21 protein-coding genes are annotated in these 24,393 nt (G+C 47.7%); 15 read left to right on the top strand and 6 right to left on the bottom strand.

Annotated elements, in window-relative coordinates; all coding sequences use genetic code 11:
• The first annotated feature begins 12 nt into the window (after positions 1 to 12).
• Positions 13 to 1,104 carry a hypothetical protein gene (locus KI379_RS14425; RefSeq protein ID WP_212983981.1) on the top strand — a complete coding sequence of 364 codons (1,092 nt, stop codon included), beginning with the start codon at positions 13 to 15 and terminating at the stop codon, positions 1,102 to 1,104.
• A 181-nt stretch (positions 1,105 to 1,285) separates the two neighbouring features.
• Here KI379_RS14425 and KI379_RS14420 read toward each other — a convergent pair whose 3' ends face one another.
• Positions 1,286 to 3,571: a beta-L-arabinofuranosidase domain-containing protein gene (locus KI379_RS14420; protein ID WP_244879293.1), complete on the bottom strand. Its 2,286-nt coding sequence runs from the start codon at positions 3,569 to 3,571 to the stop codon at positions 1,286 to 1,288.
• A gap of 223 nt (positions 3,572 to 3,794) precedes the next feature.
• Here KI379_RS14420 and KI379_RS14415 point away from each other — a divergent pair, with 223 nt between their 5' ends.
• Positions 3,795 to 4,646 carry an AraC family transcriptional regulator gene (locus tag KI379_RS14415; protein WP_076164862.1) on the top strand — a complete coding sequence of 284 codons (852 nt, stop codon included), beginning with the start codon at positions 3,795 to 3,797 and terminating at the stop codon, positions 4,644 to 4,646.
• A gap of 122 nt (positions 4,647 to 4,768) precedes the next feature.
• Here the strand turns inward: KI379_RS14415 and KI379_RS14410 are convergent, their stop codons facing one another.
• Complete coding sequence (locus KI379_RS14410; protein ID WP_212983980.1) at positions 4,769 to 5,539, bottom strand: MerR family transcriptional regulator; 771 nt, start codon at positions 5,537 to 5,539, stop codon at positions 4,769 to 4,771.
• Positions 5,514 to 6,440: a DUF2268 domain-containing protein gene (locus KI379_RS14405; protein ID WP_212983979.1), complete on the bottom strand. Its 927-nt coding sequence runs from the start codon at positions 6,438 to 6,440 to the stop codon at positions 5,514 to 5,516. The genes KI379_RS14410 and KI379_RS14405 overlap by 26 nt, the downstream gene beginning before the upstream one ends.
• 195 nt (positions 6,441 to 6,635) lie before the next feature.
• Between KI379_RS14405 and KI379_RS14400 the strand changes: the two genes are divergently transcribed.
• From KI379_RS14400 to KI379_RS14375, 6 genes are all read left to right on the top strand, one after another.
• Positions 6,636 to 7,667: an aminoglycoside phosphotransferase family protein gene (locus KI379_RS14400; protein ID WP_212984736.1), complete on the top strand. Its 1,032-nt coding sequence runs from the start codon at positions 6,636 to 6,638 to the stop codon at positions 7,665 to 7,667.
• 187 nt (positions 7,668 to 7,854) lie between these two features.
• On the top strand, positions 7,855 to 8,304 hold the full coding sequence (locus tag KI379_RS14395) for a nuclear transport factor 2 family protein (RefSeq protein WP_212983978.1): 450 nt from the start codon (positions 7,855 to 7,857) through the stop codon (positions 8,302 to 8,304).
• A gap of 744 nt (positions 8,305 to 9,048) precedes the next feature.
• The gene (locus tag KI379_RS14390; protein ID WP_076164873.1) at positions 9,049 to 9,492 is read left to right on the top strand and encodes a MarR family winged helix-turn-helix transcriptional regulator; all 444 of its coding nucleotides are present in this window, start codon (positions 9,049 to 9,051) and stop codon (positions 9,490 to 9,492) included.
• Between the two features lie 3 nt (positions 9,493 to 9,495).
• Complete coding sequence (locus KI379_RS14385) at positions 9,496 to 11,298, top strand: DHA2 family efflux MFS transporter permease subunit (protein WP_212983977.1); 1,803 nt, start codon at positions 9,496 to 9,498, stop codon at positions 11,296 to 11,298.
• Between the two features lie 41 nt (positions 11,299 to 11,339).
• Positions 11,340 to 11,903 carry an NAD(P)H-dependent oxidoreductase gene (locus KI379_RS14380; protein WP_076164879.1) on the top strand — a complete coding sequence of 188 codons (564 nt, stop codon included), beginning with the start codon at positions 11,340 to 11,342 and terminating at the stop codon, positions 11,901 to 11,903.
• 189 nt (positions 11,904 to 12,092) lie between these two features.
• Positions 12,093 to 12,584, top strand: coding sequence for an NUDIX hydrolase (locus KI379_RS14375; protein ID WP_244879291.1), 492 nt, complete (start codon positions 12,093 to 12,095; stop codon positions 12,582 to 12,584).
• A 121-nt stretch (positions 12,585 to 12,705) separates the two neighbouring features.
• Here the strand turns inward: KI379_RS14375 and KI379_RS14370 are convergent, their stop codons facing one another.
• Complete coding sequence (locus tag KI379_RS14370) at positions 12,706 to 12,987, bottom strand: hypothetical protein (protein WP_212983976.1); 282 nt, start codon at positions 12,985 to 12,987, stop codon at positions 12,706 to 12,708.
• 119 nt (positions 12,988 to 13,106) lie between these two features.
• Here KI379_RS14370 and KI379_RS14365 point away from each other — a divergent pair, with 119 nt between their 5' ends.
• The 5 genes from KI379_RS14365 (at position 13,107) to KI379_RS14345 (ending at position 19,810) form a co-directional block, all read left to right on the top strand.
• On the top strand, positions 13,107 to 15,416 hold the full coding sequence (locus KI379_RS14365; protein ID WP_212983975.1) for a helix-turn-helix domain-containing protein: 2,310 nt from the start codon (positions 13,107 to 13,109) through the stop codon (positions 15,414 to 15,416).
• A 156-nt stretch (positions 15,417 to 15,572) separates the two neighbouring features.
• A complete protein-coding gene (locus tag KI379_RS14360; RefSeq protein ID WP_163875335.1) occupies positions 15,573 to 16,487 on the top strand; it encodes an ABC transporter permease in 915 nt (304 codons plus the stop codon).
• Positions 16,488 to 16,502: 15 nt separating this feature from the next.
• A complete protein-coding gene (locus tag KI379_RS14355) occupies positions 16,503 to 17,399 on the top strand; it encodes a carbohydrate ABC transporter permease (RefSeq protein WP_076164886.1) in 897 nt (298 codons plus the stop codon).
• 25 nt (positions 17,400 to 17,424) lie between these two features.
• Entirely contained in the window at positions 17,425 to 19,095 is a 1,671-nt protein-coding gene (locus KI379_RS14350) for an ABC transporter substrate-binding protein (RefSeq protein WP_076164889.1), read from the top strand.
• A 265-nt stretch (positions 19,096 to 19,360) separates the two neighbouring features.
• Positions 19,361 to 19,810, top strand: a complete 450-nt coding sequence (locus KI379_RS14345) for a DUF1569 domain-containing protein (protein WP_145132980.1) — start codon at positions 19,361 to 19,363, stop codon at positions 19,808 to 19,810.
• A gap of 78 nt (positions 19,811 to 19,888) precedes the next feature.
• Here KI379_RS14345 and KI379_RS14340 read toward each other — a convergent pair whose 3' ends face one another.
• Positions 19,889 to 20,689 carry a Cof-type HAD-IIB family hydrolase gene (locus KI379_RS14340; protein WP_076164895.1) on the bottom strand — a complete coding sequence of 267 codons (801 nt, stop codon included), beginning with the start codon at positions 20,687 to 20,689 and terminating at the stop codon, positions 19,889 to 19,891.
• 35 nt (positions 20,690 to 20,724) lie between these two features.
• Positions 20,725 to 21,465, bottom strand: a complete 741-nt coding sequence (locus KI379_RS14335) for an SIS domain-containing protein (protein WP_076164897.1) — start codon at positions 21,463 to 21,465, stop codon at positions 20,725 to 20,727.
• A 212-nt stretch (positions 21,466 to 21,677) separates the two neighbouring features.
• Here KI379_RS14335 and KI379_RS14330 point away from each other — a divergent pair, with 212 nt between their 5' ends.
• Both KI379_RS14330 and KI379_RS14325 read left to right on the top strand, forming a co-directional pair.
• On the top strand, positions 21,678 to 22,451 hold the full coding sequence (locus tag KI379_RS14330; protein WP_076164900.1) for a DeoR/GlpR family DNA-binding transcription regulator: 774 nt from the start codon (positions 21,678 to 21,680) through the stop codon (positions 22,449 to 22,451).
• 274 nt (positions 22,452 to 22,725) lie between these two features.
• Positions 22,726 to 24,357, top strand: a complete 1,632-nt coding sequence (locus tag KI379_RS14325; protein WP_076164903.1) for an extracellular solute-binding protein — start codon at positions 22,726 to 22,728, stop codon at positions 24,355 to 24,357.
• Positions 24,358 to 24,393: the final 36 nt, after the last annotated feature.

Genomic DNA, 24,393 nt, shown 5'->3' with positions numbered 1-24,393 from the left:
AGGAGCTTTTTTATGAACAAGAAACGAGCTAAACTAACGGTATTATTCACTTTGGCGGGGGTACTCGGCACAACGGCCGCAGTCGAAGCTGACGCTTTAGTTGAAAAGGTTACAGGTTACCTTCAAAAAGATACAAAGGTTCTTATTAATGGACAAGACAGCATGCTTACGCCTGTATCTATTGATGGTAAACTGTATATTCCAGTCCGTGATGCTGCGGCCAAGCTTGGATATACATTAAATTACGACGAAGCGAGCAAAGAAATTGAGCTCGGCGAAGCGGTTGACCTGATGCGTGCCTCCGGTGTAATCGTAAGCGTGCAGGCCAATGAAGACGGGAAGTACCGGATCGAGCTGCTCGGCAGCACATGGGTCATATTGACCGTAGACAAATCGACGGCTATTAAAAGCCTGGACGGCAAAATGCTAACCCCAGCCGATTTGAAAGCCGGCACACAAATCGATGCAGCGTTCGGACCTGCGATGGCGACGAGCTTCCCGGGCCAAGCGCAAGCTGTGAGTGTTCAAGTTCACGCAGATCGCACGGTCAAAGAAGATACCATCAAAGCCGTGAAACACACGGATGACGGCTGGCAGGTTCAATTAGGCGACAATTTGCTTTTGAACGCAGGTAAGGAAACGCGTGTCATGACATCTCAAGGGGAGTCCTTGAATTGGGAGGACCTGAAGACAGGTACGAAAGTAACAGCGTACTACGGCCCACTCATGATGCAAAGCCTTCCTCCACAAAGCCCGCTTTTCCTCCTAGTGGTACAGGCTCAAGCACCCGTTGCAGGCGGACTGAAAATGTCGCCGGAGACAGCGCAGGAATACCGCAACTTGGCATGGGCGCAGGTGAGTTCGCAAGTTTCCCATATTACGACAAAGCAAAACGAGGCACCTGTTCAAATTGTCTCTTCTAAAGAGGTTGGTGTATTAGCTACTACGGCCGAGCAGAAGAAATTGCTTGATGACGTCCAGGCTGCGAACGGAAGCGTTGTGACGGTGACTTACAACACCGACCAAGACGAGCTGCTTGGGCCGCTGACCGCCGTGTTCGATTTCAACACAAAAGCTTTTATCGGATTCAATGCTAGAAGATAAAATGATTTCTAAGCTGCCATGAAATTCAATCGCCTTGAATTTCATGGTTTTTTTATTTACCGGATGAAGTTGTTAAATGAGATGATCTTCTTCATATGTTACGGATATGTATAAAAAGCCTCCCGACAGGAAGGCTTTTCAGGTCATTCGATGTTAAGCATTAGCATGTATAATTAGCTTGTCACAGCTTCACAGACCGTAACATGCCATAGATGCCGTTTAAATTCTGGATCGGGGAGAACTTTACTTCAACCGCTGCTTTGCCTGCGGTCATTTCAGCAGGGATTTCAAACATTTTGTCATAAAAAGCCCGTTTTCTTTCCAACGGAACCGATTCGGTAGCAAGCTGTTTTCCGTCCACCCAAATCTCGACGCCCCCGGCTCTGGACCCGTGGCTGAAAGTAACAGAGAGACCGTTTTTTACTTCCGGGTCTACCTTTAATTCATAGCTGAACCAACCGCCTGGTTCCGCTCGTCTCCCATTCAGGCCTTCCCAAGTTCCGGCATGGGTCCGTTCACCCTTAACTTGATGCTGCAGCTCATATTGGTCGTTTCCAATCTGGATACCGTCGATCGTGGCTTCCCTGATCAGCTGCTCTTGCTGAGATTTCTCCAGGTGTTCTTGCAGGCTGTTCGAATTGGCTTCAACGAACCTCCAATAAATGCCGTATCTCTCGCTATGCTGCTTGAAGTGTGGGGTAAAGATTAATCGATTGTCTTCATCCGTATTTCGGAGCACAAAGGAAAGCTCGCCGTCTTTTTGGATGAAATGCCGGTCGAAGCCTTCAAACCATTCCTGAACAGTCATACCTTGCGGGATGACGAAATCTTTTATGAGCATTCGCCGGGTAGGGATACTGACGTTAACCCCTGTTTTCGATTCAACCCAATCATCTTGGCCCAATCCGGCACTTAGAACGACCGGACCATAACGAAATCCCACCACATTTGGTGCATCAGGCAAACTGGAGTAATCGGCTTTCATCAGGATGCGCATATGTAACGAGTCGCCATCTTTCCATAACCGGTCAATGATTGCATAACCATCCCTGACTTCCGGTTGAATGTTCGCTCCGTTCAGGGATATGGTTGGTTCGCCTGCGGTCCAATAAGGGATGCGAATACGAACGGACAAGTGTCGTTCCTTCTTGCAGGTATCGGTCAGCTCAAAAGTCAGTTGAACCGTATCGCTGAATGGAACGTCAGAGTTTTGCGTGATCTTCACCTGCTGCTCCGCCCAATCCAGTGTACTGCTTATAAATTGATTGACATACAACCGGTCACCCGAGTGAAAATAAAGGCTGTCGTTCAATTTGGTGAAGCTCTCCATGCCGGTCCCGGTGCAGCACCAGAAGTGCTCAAACGGAGAGCTGTACACCTTGAAATAACCAGTCGCCATCGGCTGAAAATACATCGTCATTCCTGTGTCCGGGTTTTGGGAGGAAAGGATAGCGTTGATATATGTTGTCTCGTAAAAATCAGCGTATTTCACATCCTGGGTAAGCTTGAATAGCTCCCGCGTCAACTTCAACATATTGTAGCTATTGCAGGTTTCGCATGTGATATCGGACCGTCTGGCATCGAGCTGATCAGGCTGTCCGAAATGCTCGGATTCGCTGTTGCCTCCTGTTATGTAGCTGTGGTGGTATACGACCATGTCCCAGAATCTTTCGGCAGCCTCCCGATAAAAAACTTCGCTTTCTCCCAATGTTAAATATCGGTTCAGGGCTCCTACAAATTTGGGGATCATTGTATTGGCGTGCTTGCCCTTCAATATATCTTTGCCTTTCCAAATGGCCTGAAACAGGCTGATTTCGTCAAATTGATGGGCGGCTTCCGCATGGCGGGGATTTCCGGTCAATTGATACAAGTTGTAGAGACAATCGTTCATCCCACCGTATTCCACAGCCAGCACGGTTTTTTGCAATTCTTTGGACCAACGGGAAGTCCGATCCGCTGCCCAATCGCCCAGTTTATTGACGAGGTCATAAGCGGCTTGTAATCGGGTCGATTGATAAACATCGATGAGTCCGGCGATGATCTTGTGCATGGTATACCATGGCACCCAAGCCGGAATCCGATTTTCCACGTTATCGAACAGCGTTTCGGGAAATGCTGACAAATACCCGTTATGCAACTGGCAACCGGCCAATTCGGATACAAGATACTCTAAATTAGCGAGGATCCTGTCGTTCCGGCTCTGGGCATAGGCCTGCGCGCATGCTGACAGATAGTGTCCCATGGTATGGCCGCGAATCTCTGTTTTTTCCCAGCCAGGGTAAGTCTCGGCTGTGGACGGCAGTCCCGCAACTTCCCGGAATCCGGCCAGCAGGCGATTTGGATCGTAGCTTAATAAATAAGCGACCTCTTTTGTAAAGGCATTCATAAGATAATCTCCAGTCAGCACGACCTGATTCAAACCAAAATCGTGTAATTTCATTTCCCCGATCGGTCCTTTCTGTACCAAGTTTCTCCTTCAGTGGAGAGTACATCAAGTGTACCTTTTCCTCACTTTTCGTTAAATAATAGAAGGTCGCTTTTTGTGTCAAAATGTCAGCAGTTTAAGCTTACATCTGCTTCAGCATGATTTTTAGATTTACTTGAGAATATCATGGATAAACCTCTCCAAGTTTGGTATCTTATTCATACGCTTAGTGTATAAAGGTTTGATCGCAAGGGAGAGACCGACGATGAATTATTTTCGCTTCCGGGTGGATGGCCCGGTGAAAATGGTGATGACCGGGAAATTTATGTCTCCGTCTCCGGAGTGGCAGCATATGAACCGGATCTTAATGGAGTATGAGTTGTTTATCCAGACTCGCGGAACGTTGTACATTTCATGCAATGCGAAGAAATTTGCCTTGAGAGAAGGGGAATTCCTGCTGATGCCGCCTCGATCGCATCAATACGGCTATCAGGCGTCGGACTGCAGTTTTTACTGGCTGCATTTCTCGGCGCGCGGGGAAACGGAAAGCATCACTGCCGATGAACTTGAGCAAGCCTGTGATCCTGAGGTCATCGCGATTCCAGAGTACGGCACCCTGCGCAGCCCCAACAAACTGACCGTCATGCTCAAGCAATTGCAGGATTCCGTCAGGAGCTACCGAGAACCAAACTTGAACAATTATTTGACAACCGGTGTCTTGTGTGAGATTTACAATCAGATGTTTTTCGTTCAGAATCAACCCGCCAAACCGGAGAAGCAGCAGCTGTACAATGACATTGTGGATTACATCAAGTGGTACAAGGAAGAAAATTTGAAGGTTGAACATTTGGCCAAGCATTTCGGGTATAACGCCAAATACTTGACGGGCTTGTTTTCTTCCATAGCGGGCATTTCCTTGAAGCAGTATATCATGCAGGAAAAGATGGAGGCGGCCAAGTTTCTGTTAACGGATACGAATCGGAAGATTACCGAAATCGCCAACCAATTGGGATTTTCAAACAGCCATTCGTTCATGAAAGCATTCAAGAAAAAAACAAGTCTGACCCCATCGGAATACCGCAATGCTTACGCTACCCGCTTGCTTTATTATAAGTAAAAAAAATCCGCTCCAGAGCCCTGATGGCTTACTCTATATCAGCAGCAGAGGCGAATTTTATAAATGAAACCGCAAGATATGACATTGATGTCATGCATCCTGCGGTTTCCGTAGTGGACTTATTACTTGTCTGTTTCAGCATCGCTCAACCGATTGACATGGTACATGATTGCACGGTAAAGAAAATCTGCTAAATCCTCAGTACTATATTGATAATAGTAGCTTGCGAATCGTGTATCGAATTTATAAGTATTGGCAATGCAAGCCAGTAACTCCGCATCACAAGGCATGAATTGCAGTAAAATTTTTTTCCACTCTTCGATGAATCGCTGCACTTCTTCGGAGGAAGGATCCTGATGGATACAAGCCGCCATTTGTTTGAATATTTCCTCCATGGCTGAAAAACGTTCCTCTTTTTCTTCGGGTGAGCATGCTTCCAACGTTTCATTGTACACTTGATACGCCTCTGTCTCACCGTAAATGAATCTTGCCTCATTTGCATATTGTTCTCTCAATGGCAGAGCGGAAGTACTGTTGAAGATTTGCAAATGACTAATATCATTCCCCGACACATATTCTTCGAGAGCCGCCATGATGTTTTCCAGTCTTTGCTTTTTCGATAATAGGGTTTGTCCTTGCTTCTTTAATATTTTTTTCTGTTCTTGCTTAGTCAGCTTTAAAATGTTGGCAATTTCTTTCAAGGAAAAATCCAATTCCTTTAAGAACAAAATCGTTTGTAGTTTTTCCAAACTGCTTCGATCGTATAGTCGATACCCTTTTTCTGTCAGATGTGTCGGTTTAAATAAATGAATTCTATCGTAATAATGCAGGGTCCGTGCTGTAATGCCTGTAATCTGAACAATATCATTAACCGTTAATAATGGTTTCTTCATCCCAAAATCCTTCGACTTCATCTAGTATTTGAGCAGCGGGCGTTATCGTTGCCTCAAAGATTGTTTTTCCTGTTTTCCTTAAATAATATTGGATTAAATAATATCCGCAAGCGTAACCAGCGCTATAAGGCATATTGACCGGTTTAAAGTTTTGAAGTTTTGCGATCTCGTCGCCGTAAAGATACGGAGCGATTTGATCAAAACCTGTTACGTGCAATTTCTCTCTAATCACAGGCTTAATGTGCCTGTTAAGGGTGTCTGCGTTTGTTTTCGTTACCCAAGGGCCGAGCCATTCTTCGCCAAACATGAACGCAGCATAGTTTTCAGCTAATCCTTCACTGACAATGAGCTCGCCTAAATGAACGGTGTGATCCCACTGAATAAATTGATATCTCACATTATGGTTGCATTCGTGCGCCAGCGCAACCTTCATGCGAGGGATGGTGTATTCATTAGGCAAGAGCGTGCCCCAGATAAACCCGGGAATGCCCCCAAAGCCGCTATATCCTTCGTTTATGGTTAGAGCACGGCTTTCCGGATTCCCTAGCTGCACGGTAAACAAATATTCGGATACGGGGAGGTCAATTCCATGCTCTGCAAATAGATCCAGGCTTTTCTTCACAGCATGCTCACATTCTAACCAAAAAGATTCGGACGAAATCTGCTCGATCTCTGCCGATATCTGAGGGGTAATCTGATCCGGGGATCGATGCATCATGCTGTTAAACGCAATAACGTCAAACCCATTCGCCTCTTCAGCTTTAAAAGGGATCTGTTGAATTTGCCATTGTTTCATAAAGGGAGCCATCATTTCGTTTCTGAATAATTCGAGTTTGTCCTCGGGCAATGCTTGGGCAACTTTCTGATAAATACGATCTGAGCGTAGTGTTCTTATATTCATTTCTCTCACCCCAATTAATTTATAGTGAGAATTATGCACTATGACCTTACGTCATAGTCAAGTACATCGGATCAAAAATCCCCATTCAGGGGAAGTTTTTTTAAAATTACTTTTTCCCTTCATTTGTACAGGATGGCAGCCTAAACTTGAAGTACGACAAAGGGTTACCTTGTTAAAAGATTGGAGGACTTCATGATGAGCGGGATCAAAGCCGGAACGCTGACAAAAGTAATAAGCCAAATGCTCGGTACTGAAATCATCTGTGCCGATATCCATACCAAACCATTACATGGCGGTACAGTAGGTAATGTACAGCTTGTAACGGGCATTGCCAAAACCACAGATGGCAGAGAAATCACCTATAACATCGTTGTAAAAACGCAGAGGAAATGGGAACGCTACAGGGATCCCGATTCATGGCGCAGAGAATATGATTTTTATATGTCCAATTTTGGCGCCTTGTTTTCTGAATCATTCCGTTGGCCCGAATGTTATCACGTGGAAATAAACGAAGAAGAGAACGAAACACAGATATGGATGGAATATACCGACGGCATATCGGGCTTGGACCTCACCGGCAATATGTATGAACGCGCAGCCGAGGAATTAGGACGGTTCCAGGGCAAGTTATTTGCCGAACAGCCAGCTTTTTTACAAAATATGTCCAATCTGAGCAGAGCGGAGTATATGAAGGATATCTATCTTCATTACCGGTCATGGAATCGAGTGTATGATTATATCCGTTCCGACGATTGCGGTATCCCGAAGCATCTATGTAAAATGCTCATCGACATAGATGAAAGCGCAGACGAAATATTCAACCGTATTGAAAAGCTGCCCATCGTGCTTTGCCATAGGGATTTTTGGGTGACAAACATCATTTATTCAGACGGTAACATTATACTCATCGACTGGGATACCACGGGGTGGGGCTATTTAGGTGAAGATTTGGCAAGCCTTATCGCGGACGAAGCCGATATTGAACACATGGTTGAATACTACCATAGATGTATCCCGGCGTATTACAAGGGCTTTTCGGAACAAGCGGATATTTCGCACATAACGGATAACTGCGTTTATGAGATGATTCTCCTTTTGTTCGGTTATAGGCTGGTAGAAGGTTATATGGATGCAGGATCGGGAGACCAGCTCCAGGAAACGGATCATGAAAAAACGCTGCACATTCGTACCCTGCAAAAAATCTTTGAGATCAAAAATGAACAATAGTTTCGCAACAAAGCGGGAAAATGACCGTCTATATGATACATAAAGGGGACAGCGGCGGTTCAGCGCAACCGGCGTAAGGTTCGAATGAATGTGTTTGGAGGCGGGATATCACAGCAACAAATCGAAAGATCCTTTGTTCTATAATCACAGATGAAGCGGAGGTTAATATGAACGGAGGATAATATGAATGGATAATACTTGGAGTGATAACAGCAATAAGGCAATGGAAATATTGGATCGAATGTTTTCAGCCGAAATGGAATTTATGCGTTCGGATGGAAATGACTTTAGCGGTATAACATCTGCTTTTCACCCCGATATCGTTGTTCATGAGCCTGCATCCCTGCCTTATCCGGGCGATTGGTGTGGTTATGAAGAACTTGGAAAACTCTTTAATACGATGCATAATACTTGGAGTTCCATGAATGTTGAGAACATCGTTGCTACATTAGATGGTGACACCCTTTTTATGGGGGGGACTTTAGTGGCAAAGGCTAGACAATCTGAGAAAAAAGTTCAATTACCTTTCGCTCAAATCTTAAAAATTAAGGACGATTTAGTCGTAGAAGCATTTCCTTATTATTTTGATACTTCTTTAATTAACGCAGCACTTGGCCATTCAGAAATTAATAAATAAGCTTTAAGCTAACGGAGGACAATAGACCATACAGCGAAACAGCAGCCGGCAAATCATAGGCTGCTTTTTTTGCTGGTATAAAAGGGCAATGGTTATGATTGCTTATGAATGGGAGTTGACATGCTGATTGAACAGCAGTCAAACTAACGGGTGCTTTGGTGCTGCCCAAGAATACTGCGGGCACGAAAAGATGTAGTCCCTTTTATCCATGGTGATGGAGCGATACCCAGACACATGACAGTGTCAGGTTACATGGGATCATTTTGAAATTTCTCAAGAGTCTGCAGTAACCTTTTTTACATGGATTTTCCTGCTGAAAATGCTCACATTATAATGATCATGGGTGTTTTATTTTTTGGCAGATTAGAGATATTAATTCCGTTAAGGGAAATATTAGGATGAATGGAGAGGTGGAAGTGCCTGTATAATAATGTTAGACGACAAGAACATACACGCTGGGTAGCCGCGTAGCTGCGGTTTTTTTTATAACCATAAAACCATTTAGAGCCTTACTTGAACGTGTCATCCTAAGGGTTCATTGCTCCCGTTGATTAAGCCCTTATCCTATCGATTGATACCACATTAAAGTCAGATTTGTCCTATCTGAAGGTGTAACCTGTACAATAACAGTCATGGTTGAACAGATCGTTCGTGACTACATTTACTACTATGAACTTATTGACATATCGATTAAATGGTTAGATAATAGTTCGCATGCGAAATATTTGCGAAGGGAGCTTAACGTTGCAAGAACAACGGATCCTGGAAATATTCCAAAGCTACCGTGAGGTCCATCAGGCGTTCTTCCAGCTGATGACCAAAGCGGCGAGTAAGCATAAACTCACTGCGCTGCAGCTGATCGTGTTGAGGGTGCTGCGGGAGCACCCTGAGATCCGCCTTTCGGACCTTGCCGAAAAGGTGAAGCTCGGCAACAGCACGACCAGCGGCATCGTCGATCGGATGGTCAAGGCCGGTCTCGTGGACCGGGAGAGGACTGAAACCGACAGGCGAGCGATGACGCTGACCCTTTCCGAGAAAGGGATGGCGCTCTGGCGCGAGACGGAAGCCACCCGCTTGCACATGATGCGGTCCCTGCTTGAGCTGCCTGAGGAAGACCAGAGGGAGCTTGACCGCATCCAGCAAAAAGTACTGCAACTTTTAAGAAATTATAGAGAGGAAGAAGCTTAAGCCATGACCACTATGGTATCCAATCACTTGCGCAAGGGGCCGATCATGGCCTCCTTGCTCATCGCCGCGTTTGTGGCGCTGTTAAGCCAAACGGTGCTTAACGTCGCGCTACCGAAAATGATGGCGGATCTCAATGTAACGGAAAGCACGATCCAGTGGCTGTCTAACGGTTATATGCTGGTGAACGGCGTACTCGTGCCCGTCAGTGCCTTCCTGATTAACCGGTTTACAACCCGGAAATTGTTTCTGGTGGCCTCATCCATGTTTGCACTAGGCACGGTCATCTGTGCGTTATCCGGCGATTTCAGCTGGCTGCTGGCCGGCCGTCTCGTGCAGGCTTGCGGTGCCGGCATTCTAATGCCGCTTATGACGGTCGTCACGCTGACCATCTTCCCGGTCGAGGAACGTGGTAAAGCAATGGGCCTGATGGGGGTCGCAATGATTTTCGCGCCGGCCATCGGACCAACGCTCTCCGGCTGGATCGTCGAGAATTATGACTGGCACGTGCTGTTCTACATCGTGCTGCCGCTTGCGATCATCGCCGTGATTTTCGGCGCCTTCTCGATGAAGGACGTCATCAAGACGTCCCGTCCGAAGCTCGACGTCCTGAGCGTGATCCTGTCGACACTCGGGTTCGGCGGACTGCTGTACGGCTTCAGTGAAGCCGGTACGAAAGGCTGGGACTCGGAGGAAGTCATCATCTGCCTGGCCGTCGGCGCAGTAGCGCTCATCCTGTTCATTGTGCGCTCGATCATGGTGAAGAATCCGCTGCTCGAAATGCGCGTGTTCAAATATTCCATGTTCTCGCTCACGTCCCTGATTAACGCCATCATTACCATGGCGATGTTTTCCGGCATGATCCTGCTGCCAATCTTCTTACAGAACATCCGCCACTTTTCGCCGCTTGATTCCGGTCTCCTGCTGCTGCCGGGGGCCATTCTGATGGGTATCATGTCCCCGATCACGGGCATGGTGTTCGACAAAATCGGCGCGCGCTGGCTGGCCGTCGCCGGTCTTATCATCACAACGATCACGACGTACGAGTTCAGCCATCTGGAAGCCGATTCATCATACAACCATATGATGCTCATTTATACGGCGCGGATGTTCGGGATGTCCATGCTGATGATGCCGATCCAGACAGCAGGCCTCAACCAGCTGCCGCGCCGCCTGAACGCGCACGGCTCGGCGATGTCTCAGACGCTCCGGAACGTATCAGGCGCGCTCGGAACCGCCTTGCTCGTCACGGTCATGACGAACAGAGCGGCCTCGCACGGGAAAGAGCTCGTCATCGCAGGCCATATCAACCCGAAAGACGCGGTCAAGATGGCCGAGGTCACGCAGCAGGCGACCATTTACGGCATCAACCAGTCCTTCGTCGTGGCCACCTGGCTGACTGTCGCTGCGCTTGTCCTGGCGTTCTTCATCCGCAAGGTGAAGCCGCAAGAGGATACGTTGCAGGCACCGGTTAAAGCGCCTGAGGCGAGTGAGCCGGCGGCCCAACCGGCGCCAGCTACAGCTGTAGCACAACCGGTAGAACAACCGGCACTCGCGGAGGTAGCGGCTCACGCGGACATGCAAAACAAGGATAGCGAATTCCGAAATGCCATTCGAGGGTTTTTAACCCCGTCTCAGCCTGAGAAAGACGAAGGGCAATTCACCGATAAAGAATACCGGAAGGCGCTGCTGAAACTGAAGGATGCCACTAACCAGGAGGTAGCGGAACCGGATGAAGAAATGTCCCCCGACCAAGCTTACCGGGAAACGCTCAAGAAATTGAACGGGCTCCTAAAGGAAAACAAATAAAGAAGCGCGTTTGAACAGCGATCAAGAGAGGAGATCAATCGATGAAAATCTATATTGTGTATGATAGTGAAGCGGGGCATACAGAACAGCTGGCCCGTTCCATTGCCAAAGGCGCCCAAAGCGTGGAAGGCACGGAGGTGTTCATCAATCACGTAAGTAAGGCAAACGTCAAAGATCTTGCCGATATGGATGCGATTATTTGGGGATGCCCCGGACACTTCGGCACGATTAGCTCCGGCTTAAAGGAGTGGATCGATAAGCTTGGATATTTGTGGGCAAACGGGACGTTGGTTGATAAAATCGGCGCAGTATTTTGTACGACGGCAACCATTCATGGGGGGATCGAGGCGACCTTGCTAAACCTGGTTACACCGATGCTGCATCAAGGCATGATGGTTGTCGGCTTGCCGGCTAATATTCCGGAGAATGCACTGTACGGCAGTTATTATGGGGTCGGAGTGACATCCCCTGTTGAAGATACCCGCGATGACCTGATCCAATCGCTATTTACGAAGGGTCTCGGACTGGGAGAAGCCCTTGGAAAACGTGTGGCGAATACAGCAAACACCATTGCGGCAGGCAAGAAATTGCTGAGTAACCTTTAAGTGACCTAATGCAAGTACCCGCTGAGGACATCCTCAGCGGGCTCATATCAACGAGAGCGCAGTCCCATTGTTATGGACCGCGCTCTTCTTTTTGATTGAACGAGTAAACATTAATCCTCGACATTGAACCATGTTAGGCCGAAAATAAAATGGTAGGCATAATTACAGATAGCTTGGGGGAATGGCAGGGTGGCTGATATCAATGACAATCTTCATCGGCATGTGGGGGTTTATGGAATTTGTACAGCTGATCACTGTATCTTAGTTATTCGAAAGGTATTAGGTCCCTACACAGGGAAATATGATTTGCCTGGTGGCCGATTAGAGAAAATGGAGACTTTAGAGCAAGGGATCATAAGAGAACTCCGGGAAGAAACGGGATACACAGTTCGAAAGCTTAAAAATATTGGGGTTTGTGATTTTTCTGTGATGTGGACCTTACAAGATCATACAATAGAACATTTACATCATATTGCCATTCTATATGAAGTTGATGTTGATTCAGAAGAGATCGCTAATGCCATTGAATCGTTTGAAGGACAAGATTCAGAAGGGGCATTTTGGCTGGACTTTGATGAAGTCAATGGTAACAATTCATCGCCTTTGGTATTGCAGGCAATGAAATGGGTACGTACTGGTACCATTGCAGCTGCGGGTGGTTCTTTTGATTATAGAATCTAAGTTTAACATGAAGTACATATTTCCGAAATTTCCATTCTTAAGGGAACTGGAAGAACCATCAGAAGCCGCGGGCAGATAATATCGTCCGCAGCTATTACGAATTGGGGTTCTCAAATTCCTTTCAAATAGCGTCGAAAGCCGGCTTTAGAACCGTTTCGGCCCAATGGCGGGAGCTGGTGAGTGAGGTGTTTTCCGGCGTACGCTGAAGCGCGTCGAAGATCCCGTCCGCTCCGGCTATATCCATGTCCACCATGCCCTGGGCCATGGCCTCCGTATAGCCCATGCCAAGAAATAATTGCTTGTAGCTGTCGAGTGCCATCTGCTCATAGCGAATCGGCGTTCCGAGCACCTCGGTCAGAATCTTTGCCATATCCTCGCAGGAGAGGTCTTCCGGTTCGAGCACAGCCAGGTTGTCCTGTTTGCTCCACGCCTTTTCGGTGCATAATTTTTATTAGTAATGACGGGTTACGAGGTTCTTGCTATATTGGAGTTACCGATAACTCTAGAAAGGATGGAACCCATTTGAAAGAAGCAACAGGTAGCCATGCAGTGCTGTTATTCCGCTTATTTGTGCCGTACGCCGTCATTTTATTGGCCTCGCTACTGGTTGGTTGGTTTGCTTATCACAAAACATCGGAGCTGGTTGAGAGTGAATCGCGGGAAAGGAATTCAGCAGTACTGGGCCAAGTCAGGGAATCGCTTGATCGACGGTTTGCCGAAATCGAGACAATCGCTCGGCAAATGTCCAGCGAGTCCAAAGTGCTCTCGTTTCAGTTTGTCAAATCACCTTTTTCCGATACGCATCCCTACAGGCTCTGGGAACTCGAAAAAAGCCTGTTCGATTATCAGGTCTTCAATCATTTTATCGTTGACTATTATATCGCTTACAAAAACAGCGGTATGGTCGTTTCGCCGGGAAAGGTATACACAAGCAGGCAGTTTTATGATCTGCAGCTTCATTATGAAGGGTTATCTTATGAGGATTGGTATAAGCAATTGTTCAATGAATTTCATTATAAGACCTACATGCCTGGTACTGAGGTAAAGTATGAAGGCAAAGCATATTCAGTAGTGAGTTACATGCAGTCTTTCGGGAGCAGGGACAGCCAGGGAATGATTACGGTGTTAATCGATAATAAGCAGATTCAGGAGATGCTGGGCCACATCGATATAGAGCAAGGGGGCTTTGCTTACATTGCGGATCAGAACGGGAGGGTGATCAGCCAAATTGGAGATGTATTTCCGGATTCAAATTTGAAAGCGCTTGCAGTTAGAGAAGGGTTTTCCAGAGGCCAGTGGAAGGGCGAAGATATGCTGATCACTCAAACAACCTCCGGATACAATGGATGGACCTATGTGGCGGCACAGCCCGAGGCAGTCGTACTCAGAAAGGCACATTACATCAAAGAGCTGACGCTAAGTGTGTTCACGGCGTCGCTGGCTTTGGGGCTTGCCGCGGCCTTTGTTCTGGCTTACCGCAGCAGCACTCCCGTCATCAAGCTCCAGCGGATGCTTCCTTCGGCCGACAGAAGGGGGACGAATCGGAACCGCTTGCTCCGGCTAAACGCGATGGAGGATATCCACCATTCGGTATCTGCGCTGATTGACAGCCGTGAAGAGTTAAGACGCAGGCTGGATGAGCAGCTCCCGCTCATGCAAAACGTGTTTTTTGACAGGCTTCTAAAGGGCGGCTTTACCTCTATGGAAGACGTGGAGAACGCTATGGATCATGCCAAGATTTCCATATGCGGCACCTGCCATACGCTGGCGGTCATCCGGCTGGGGGGATATCAGGCACCTTATAATGAGGGGATGCTCACGGAGCTCGATATTGTAAAGCTGGCGGTCTCCGACCGGATTTCAGGGATGGAACCCGACTCGTTAAAAATTCATGATCTTGGGGAAAACCAGCTTGCCTTATTGCTAAGCAGCCATGCAGACACGGAAGAGCGGTGCCGCGAAGAAGTCAAACGCCGGGTGACCCGTATTTTTGATCAAATCCTTAGTCTGCACCAAGCCGGAATCACCATTGCGGTCGGCGGACAGCAGAGCCGGTTGACGGAAATTTACCGTTCTTTTGGGGAGGCCATATTCGTCCAGAATCATGCCTATTGGGGCGGAAGAGAACAGATTATATTTCATGATGACATGAAGTTGACGGTTCCTGCATACTACTTCCCTTCCGACGTAGAGCAAAGGCTGATACAGATGGTGAAATCCGGGAATTACCAGGAAACTCAACAGCTGATCCAGATGATTCGGGATAAAAACAAAGGAGAGTTGCAGCCATCCCTTGCTGTAGAACGCATTCTGTCACAGGAACTCTGTGGAACGCTTTTGAAATGCCGCGAACGGGGGCAGCAGGGACCGGACGGTAGGATACCGGAGATAGATACCATTCTGAAGGCAGCCGACCCCCGCATGGATCCGGCTTCTTTGATAGAAATGGTTCAACGGGGACTGCTTGAGCTGTGCAGACAGAACGAGCAGCGTAAAAAAAGCCATAACGATAAGCTCGCCGTCCAACTCGCCTCCTTTATCCACGAACATTTTCATGATCCGGACCTCAGTCTGGCTATGCTGGCGAGGGAGGCACGTACTTCCGAGGCGTACGTATCCTATTTTTTTAAAGAGCACATAGGGCTTAACTTTTCCGACTACTTGGAAGATATCCGTATGAACAGGGCCAAAGCCTTACTCGCCGGAGAAAACAGGCCTATTAGTGAAATCGCCCTCTCCGTCGGCTACCTTTCCCTTAATTCTTTTAGCCGTGCGTTTAAACGGGCCAACGGAGTAAGCGCGACCGAATACAGGCGTTTAAATCAAGCCTAATCCTTTCATCACTTGAGATTTGTATAGTCCATAAATCGGGAATAATGCCTTTTCTAAAATTTCGCATAGTGCAAAAAACGTGCAGATTTACCCGGAATTCCTCCCCGTTCTATACTTCGATCACCGGCCGGTACCACATGGCAAAGTAAGGGGGGGATGAAGCTGAAGACGTTGAAGGAGTTGAGAAAAGGCTGGCAGTTGTACGCACTTTTTTTGCTGCCGCTGCTGTATATCATCATTTTTAAATACGTGCCGATGTATGGTGCCCAAATCGCATTCAAGGAATTTAATGTGACCAAAGGGATTACGGGGAGTCCTTGGGTCGGGTTTGGGCAGTTTGAACGATTCTTCCGGTCTCATGAGTTCTGGAGGCTGCTGAAAAATACGCTCTCCATCAGTTTCTACACATTACTGGCGAGCTTCCCGTTTCCGATTGCCCTTGCACTCGGTCTGAATTACGTCAGGAACCGCCGTTTCAAAAATACGGTTCAAATGGTGACCTATGCTCCTTATTTCATTTCACTGGTTGTACTGGTAGGACTGCTGCTGCAGTTCCTCGATCCGCGGACAGGAATGATTAACACGGTGCTTGGATGGGCAGGGCTTGGGCCCTACCATTTTATGGCCAAGGCTTCCTGGTTTCAATCGATCTACGTATGGTCTAACGTATGGCAAAATACGGGTTTTTCCTGCATTATTTACTTGGCTGCGCTTTCAGGGATTGATCCCGCGCTGCATGAAGCAGCCGTGATGGACGGGGCTACCAAGGTTCAGCGCATGCGGCATATCGATCTCCCGGGGATTATGCCCATTGCGGTCATCCTGTTGATTCTGAATACAGGTCAGATGATGGAGACAGGCTTTGAGAAAATTTTGCTTATGCAAAATTCACTGAACCTCCGTTCCTCGGAAGTCATTGACACTTATGTGTATAAAGTCGGCCTGGTCTCGCAGGCCATGAACTTCTCCTATGCAACGGCGATCGGACTTTTCAAGTCTGTCATCGGCTTTATTCTGCTGCTAGTCGTGAATCAGACCGCGAAGAAACTGAAGCAAGAAAGCTTATGGTAGAAAGGGATGCAAGTTATGAAACCATCCATAATGAAGGAAGCTGGGGCCGACCGATGGTTCACCCTACTGAATTATGCCGTGTTATCCATTATTTTGATCGTTGTCCTGTACCCGCTCATATTTGTCGTCAGTGCGTCATTTAGTTCCAGCACGGCTGTTTTATCCGGCAGGGTGTGGCTATGGCCGGTTGAGCCTACTTTAGAAGGCTATCGGGCTGTCTTCAAAAATGCCATGGTCGTTAAAGGCTTTTTGAACACGATGTTTTATACCGTTGCCGGGACCGGGATCAATTTGGTATTCAGTGTGATGGCAGCCTATCCGCTGTCCCGCAAGGATTTTCGAGGAAGAAATGGTTTTATGCTGCTCTTCGTATTCACGATGATGTTTAGCGGGGGACTCATTCCTTCGTATTTGCTTGTCAAAGATCTAGGCATGATCGACACTGTATGGGCGATGCTGCTTCCAGCTGCTCTTTCCGTTTGGAATGTGATCATTATGCGGACTTACTTTCAGACGACGATTCCGGATGAACTCCTCGAAGCATCTCAACTGGACGGGTGCAGCGATTTACGATTCCTGCTCCGCATCGTTCTCCCTTTGTCCGGACCCATACTAGCGGTTATTGCCTTGTTTTATGCAGTAGGCCACTGGAATCAATATTTTAACGCGATGATTTATTTGAAACGGGCGGAATTGTATCCGCTTCAATTGGTTCTCCGCGACATCCTGGTTCAAAACGAGGTCAATATTGACATGCTCGGAGATGCCAAAACCGCTGCTGCACGGCAGGGATTGCGGGAGCTGCTAAAATATTCGCTCATTGTGGTCACATCCTTTCCGCTGCTTGTCGTATACCCGTTTGTGCAGAAATTTTTTGTCAAAGGGGTCATGATCGGATCGTTGAAAGGCTAATACCCCAATATGATGGAGGGCTGTTATGAGGAACTTCGTGAAAAAAACGATTGGTTTGGCTGCAGTTCTGAGCTTGCTGCTGGCAGGATGCTCTACGGAATCTGGATCCAAGCCAGCTGAACCGGATCGGAATGCATCCGGAACGGACATTCAACTGACATCGCCAGGCACCTACCCGCTGGTCCAAGAGAAGACAACACTTAAGGTCATGGTGCGCGGCAACCCGCTGGTCGAAAATTTCGAAACGAACGAATTCACGAAATGGTATGAGGAAAAAACGAATGTGCATATAGAATGGGAAGTCGTCCCGGAGCAAAGCATGCAGGAAAAACTGAACCTTGTACTGGCGAGTGAAGATTATCCCGACGTGATTATGGGCCTGAACATTTCTCCGTCACAGCAAATGATTTATGGCTCGCAGGGCGCTTTTCTTCCATTGAATGATCTGATTGAGAAGCAGGGGCAGCAAACGAAAAAAATGTTTCAAGATAATCCGGAAATTAAATCCATGATCACAGCTATAGACGGAAACATTTATGCACTGCCGGAAGTCAATGACTGCTATCATTGTTCCATGAGCCAAAAGATGTGGATCTACGAGCCTTGGCTCAAAAAATTGAATCTGAAGATGCCTGAAACGACGGAGGACCTGTACCAGGTACTGAAGGCGTTCAAAGAACAGGATCCGAATGGGAACGGCAAAAAAGATGAAATTCCGCTGGCTATCACTCAAAAGTCGTGGAGATCCTCGATCGACGCTTTCCTCATGAACTCGTTTATCTATAACCCGATCTATGGATCAGGCTATAAGCATATGTTCGTCAAGGAGGGCAAGGTCGACGTCGGCTATAACAAGCCGGAGTGGCGTGAAGGCCTTCGGTATATTCAAAAGCTGTACCAAGAGGGCCTGATTGCTCAAGAATCTTTTACCCAGGACGAAAACCAGCTGATTCAGCTGGGCGAAAATCAGGATGCCGTCATCATGGGAGCATCCACGGGCGGGCACCAAGGGGTGTTTACCCAACTGCTTGGCGACAGCGGCCGATGGCTTGAATATAAAGCTGTCCCTCCATTAAAAGGGCCGGAAGGCAAGCGGTTTGCAGCCGTGGATACTACCGCATTGACTCCAGGCGCGTTTGTGATTACGAAAAAAGCGAAGAATCCCGAGCTGGCGATGCGCTGGGCGGATGGGTTATACGAAAAAGAGCAGACACTGCGCAGCGTTTACGGCCGTCCTGGGCAGGAGTGGCGTGATGCGGAGAAAGGGGAGATTGGCATTAACGGCAAGCCGGCGGTATGGTCTGAGCTTAAATCGTTCGGTACCGTGCAAAATGTGAACTGGGCACAGACGGGCCCGGCGCTCCGTACCAATGACTTCCGATTGTCTGCGGTTGCAAAAGGGGACGACGATCTGGAGGTTATATTATATCAGGAAACGAAAAATAAATATGAACCCTATAAGCCGACGGATGTGAGTACACTTCCTCCGCTCTTCTTGACCAATGAGCAGGCAACCGAGGCTGCGGATTTGGCCAAGACGATCAACGATTATGTCGATGAAATGATCGCCCGCTTCGTGATTGGCGATGCAAGTTTGGATCAGGACTGGGATAGCTATGTCAGCCAATTGGATGCTATGAATCTGAAGCGGTATCTCGAAATTTATCAGACGGCATATGATAGCCGCAGTAAATAAAACAGACGAAGAGCATGACCATCGATAAGGGGAAGTACCAAGGGTATATGAAGGTCGGTGAACAATAGCTCATTCATGACACGACGGCAGCCGGCCCAAATCATCGGCTGCCCTCGTTACGTTATCAGGCAGTAGACGTTTGCAGGCAAAGGTTGCTGTAATGGAATAGCAATCCCGAAGAAATCGAGTATGCGAATAAAGGTATAATAAGCTTTGTAACTGTCCAGCTGTTCATTTGTCAGTCAATAAATTGAAGGAGTCTGTGATGAAAAACATCTTTAATCAAACGGACACTATGGAGATCTTGAGCCGAATAGACAAATTGAGTCCAAATTCACGCGCTCAATGGGGTAAGATGGATGTTGCCCAAATGCTAGCTCATTGCTCATCGTTCCATGACATTGCAATGGGCAATACCTTTCCCCCAAGAGGTTGGTTAGGCATATTCATTGGAACGTTCGTGAAACCAATGTTTTATAATGACAAGCCACCAGCCCGCAACATGTCCACGATTCCTACAATTATGATTGTAGAAGAAAAAGAATTTGAAACAGAAAAAGTAAAATTAAAACAAAAAATTGTAACATTCCAAAGCAATGGCCCGGAAAAATGTACGTCTCACCCACATCCCTTTTTTGGAAAACTGACTCCTGAGCAATGGGGAAAAGGATTATACAAGCACCTAGACCATCACTTAAATCAATTTGGTGTTTAGTCATTAACAGAAGTATCAAGGTCTGCCAAGATAAAGCCCTCACCTATCAGGTTATTGTAGGTGAGGGTTTTAACGTGTTTAGATGATAGGATCCATGCGGCATATTCCGAGTTGGGCCAGAGCGTAAGCGACGCCATCTTCTTCACAGTGCCGTGTCACCATATGTGCCCGTTCCTGAACGTAAGCTGGCGCGTTAGCAACGGCTACCGCATAGCCGGACTCGGCAAACATCGGCATATCGTTATCATGGTTGCCGATGGCAAGCACGTCCTCCGTGGCTATCTGAAGATGCTGTTTGAGGAAACGAAGCGCTTCTCCTTTGTTAGCCTTCGCGTTGGTGATTTCAATGTTGTGGTTATCGCTTGGATGGATTTGCAGCGGGAGAGACTGGAGATCTCGGGCAATAGCGGCTAGCTTGTCATCATCATCCTGCACGTAAATTTTATAATAAGTCTCGCTCAGGGGAATCGGACCGATGAAGACAGGCAGGTTCGGATAATCCCTTCGAATTGAATCGACAAGATGGGATTCCTCCGTCGCGAACATGGCATCACGTGTGTACATGCGGTAGAGCGCCCGGTGCTTTTCGATCGTATGTATAATTGGGGGAAGATGCTCCGCTCGAATCGGAAAAGAGATCAGTTCTTTCTGGCCCGGAATATCGTACACGTTAGCACCATTGCTGGCGAACAAGTAGGCTGAGCCTTGAAACCTTTCTGCGAAGGGCAGCGCGGCGGCGAACATTTTTCCTGTTATAATGGCCACGATGCTCCCCTGGCGTATAACGTCGTTTACGGCATCACGGTTTGCGTCGCTGAGATGCAGCCGGCGGTCAATGGTGGTGCCGTCCAGGTCCAGCGCGATCAGCTTGAATTTCATGGTTCCTCCTTGCGTGTAGCAGGCTGCCCGATCGATTATTGGTAATGAATTTGGTTTCGGTATTGCTCCAGCAACCTCATATTGTGCTCATCTCCTCCTTCGAGGTTGGCTGATAGGAAGACCGGTGGAGTCAAGCCTCGATGAATCAACAGCTCGATCGTCTGCGAAATGACCGCATGCATCATCGTAATTCCGGTCACCGTGGAGAGCGGGGCCGTTTTGACCTGCAATCCGTTGATCGACAGCGCCGCATCGCCCTTTTCCCCCATGACGTCCAAAATGAAATCTGCGAGCTCAAACAAGCGCTTGCCGCTGGAATGCCGGCTTGAGACATCGGAAGAATAGGCGATCGACGTAAGCGCAATGACTTTCACGCCATGATTCTTTGCCCACAACGCCAGTTCGACGGGGACGGTGTTGCGCCCGGAGACAGAAGCGATAATGAGCACATCGCCCTGCCTGAGAGGCGTTTCCGATAGCACAGCCTCGGCCAGCCCGGATATGCGTTCGAATTTGGTGGTGCGCGTGGAAGGAAAGGTCTCCAAGGTCATACCCGGTAAAAAAATGGGATTCATCAGAATAAAGCCCCCCGCTCTGTAAAACACCTCCTGCGCGAAGAGGCTTGAATGGCTGCATCCTGTGATATAGATGGAGCCTCCCTGCTCCACGGTGTCCGCCAATACACGCGAGGTCTGCTGCATTGCCTCCTGCTGCTCTTGCAAGACTTGAACCAGGTTATCCGTTACGGCCTGAAAATAACGCATAATTTGCAGCATAGTATATCCTCCCCGTTACACTTCAGCTCAATCATACGATCCAAGCTTCAGTAACTTTCGATTCGCTTTCCTTGTGACTTGATTTTATCTTCGGTTAATTTCATTGTCAAACAGTTTTCTTTCGGTTTATTTCCTGTTATAGTAGTTATATCTGTATATTGAAACGATAAGCAGAACCTATTATATACATAAAACAGAGGTGGAGAGAGAAGATGCATGCTATGCAGCGCAGAAGCGAAATCTTGAAGATGGTGCGAGAGAATGGATTTAAAAGGGTTTCGGAGCTAAGGGATATATTCCAAGTATCCGAGGTGACTATCCGTTCTGATCTGCGAACGCTGGAGGAAGAAGGGAAGATTGAGCGCAGTTACGGGGGAGCGATGGTGAAGGATGAGCAGGAATCACCTACTTTTTCAGAGACCTCCTTGCTTCTGAGCGAAACAAAGTCGGCCATCGCCAAAGCTGCCGTCGATTTGATCCAACCGGGGGACAGCCTTTTTCTGGACGGAAGCTCAACGACAGTACTGTTGGCCAATCTGGCACGGCATATCGAGAATGTGACGATCATCAGCAACTCCATCCCCATATTCGAACAGCTCAAAGAAATGACGACGGCCACGCTTATAGGGATCCCCGGCACGCTAAATCCTAGAACTCAAACGTTCGTTGGACCGTATGCAGAGAAGATGATCAACGATCTTCGAGCTACCAAAACCTTCATCAGTCCCAAAGGTGTCCTGTTGGAGGGATTACGAGACATCACGATGGTGGAGGCGGATATCCGCAAACGGATGATGGATTCCGGCAGCGAGGTCATCGTACTGGCGGACCATAGCAAATTCAACAACAACCGTACCTTGATTGGAATCGACAGCTTCGACGGGGTAAACACCATCATTACCGATCGGCGACCGGATGAATCGTACATGAGTATTTTTGATGAGAAGGCTATACGGGTGATCATCGCAGAGGCGATAGATGAATAACAATGTCATACTTTATTCCATAGGCGTCTGGCCCCTTGAGTACAGGAGTGTACTTAAGGGGTTATTTTTTTCTTGCATTCGCAAAACGAAAAGAAAAAAAGAGGATTTATTTTCGTTAATCTTTCTTTTAAAAATATAAATTTATTCTTATTGACAGTCCGATAAATTCCAATCTATAATCGAAACAAATTCGAAAACAAATTTAATTTTTGGATTTCGTTTATTTTCGAATCCGAAAGTTGTTTTCGAAAAACTGTCCTTAAGGGGGAATAAAATGAAGAAGAAAGCGTTGTTGATCTCTTCCTTTTTTCTGATTGTTGTTCTGACTTTGGTGGGTTGTTCAGGTAAGGACAACACCGAAGATGAAGCGGGTGACCCGGCGAAGAACGACCAACCGGTGGAACAAACCAGCAATATTACAAGCTGGGACAGCCCGGACTTGGCCTGGAAAAAGAGCACCGATCCCGTAGCTTTCGATACATACATCGATTTCGACTGGTACCCCGTCGATACGTGGGGGAAGGATGATGTATCCAAAGAGATCACGAAGAGGACCGGCGTCTCCCTGAACGTAACGAAAGGCAGTGACCTCAACCAGCTCCAGGTATTGATCGCTGCCAATGAATTGCCCGATCTCGTCTTCACTTCCAATCTGGTAGAACGCTTCTACAATACGGACATCGCTTATCCACTCGATGAATTGATCAAGAAATATGCCCCCGAAATGATGAATCTACTTGACCCCGTAGAAATTGCTAACAACACCCAGCCCGACGGACATTTTTACGCCTTAAAAACGCACTATAACAACGACGAAGCCTGGAATGACCCAAGAAACCTCCCATCTCCCGGTGACGCGGGGTTCTACGTCCGGCAGGATATCATGCAGGAGATAGGCAATCCGCCGCTAGAATCTCTTGAGGATTTGCTGAACGTCTATCAGCTGGTCAAGGAAAAGCACCCTGACATGATCATCTACCTCCCACATCCGACATGGACGAACCCGCTGATGGAAATGATGGGATTGACCGACCAGAATCCCTATACAGACGAAGCAGGCAAAGTGCACTTAGGCTTCAGTAACCCCGGGTTCAAGGATTATTTCAAATACATGAACTCACTGTACCGTAGCGGATACTTAAGCGCGGAAAGCTTCGCCTACAAGCCGGAGCAGTTCTCGCAGATCATGAAGAGCGGCAATGTATTTTCGGCTTCCTACAACAGTGGTTTAGCCGATGAAATGAACAAAGTGTATGACGACAATGGAATTCAAGCGCATCTGGTGCCTGTATTGAAAGCGCTCACCTTTAAGGGGGAGGCGAAGCTGAAGCCCGTAGATGCTTCTATTGGCTGGGCCAGCCTGTTCGTTCCAAAAACGAATAAAAATCCTGAGCGCGCAATCCAATACATCGAGTTTCTCAAAAGCCCCGAAGGCGATGCCTTGACACAATGGGGAATCGAAGGCAAGCACTACACCTTGAACGAGGATAAGCTGCTGGTGCGTCCGGAAGGTTTCAATCAATTGAAGGTGACGGATACAGGGATCGGGCCTTGGTATTTCGAGGCGAGCGGGCTCGGGGAAGGCGTTGCCGTTTCCTCGGGGGCGCTCAGTAATCCGAAATACAGCTCTTCTGTTGACTTGCTGAAGTTCAGAAAGGCGCTGTACGTGCGCAATCCGGCACTGGCGTTCGTCAAGCCGAAGGCAGATACGGATGAGTTCAATATCAACGTGAAGCTGTCGGAGCTGTACACCAACGCCAAAGTCGAAATCATCACGGCTGCCAGTGAGGATGAAGCCGCGAAGCGATATGACAAGCTGATGTCCGACGCGAACAAAATCGGTCTGGAACGACTGGAAACCTACATGAATGAAGCTTATCAGGAAGCCTTGAAGAAATACGAGTAGAACTAAGCGGCAAGTACGGGAGGGGACTTTCCCTCC

Source organism: Paenibacillus cineris (assembly GCF_018333335.1).
GTDB classification, from domain to species: domain Bacteria; phylum Bacillota; class Bacilli; order Paenibacillales; family Paenibacillaceae; genus Paenibacillus_AQ; species Paenibacillus_AQ favisporus.
Note: the sequence above shows the minus strand (reverse complement) of the source record. Positions and strands in the feature narration are given on the sequence as shown.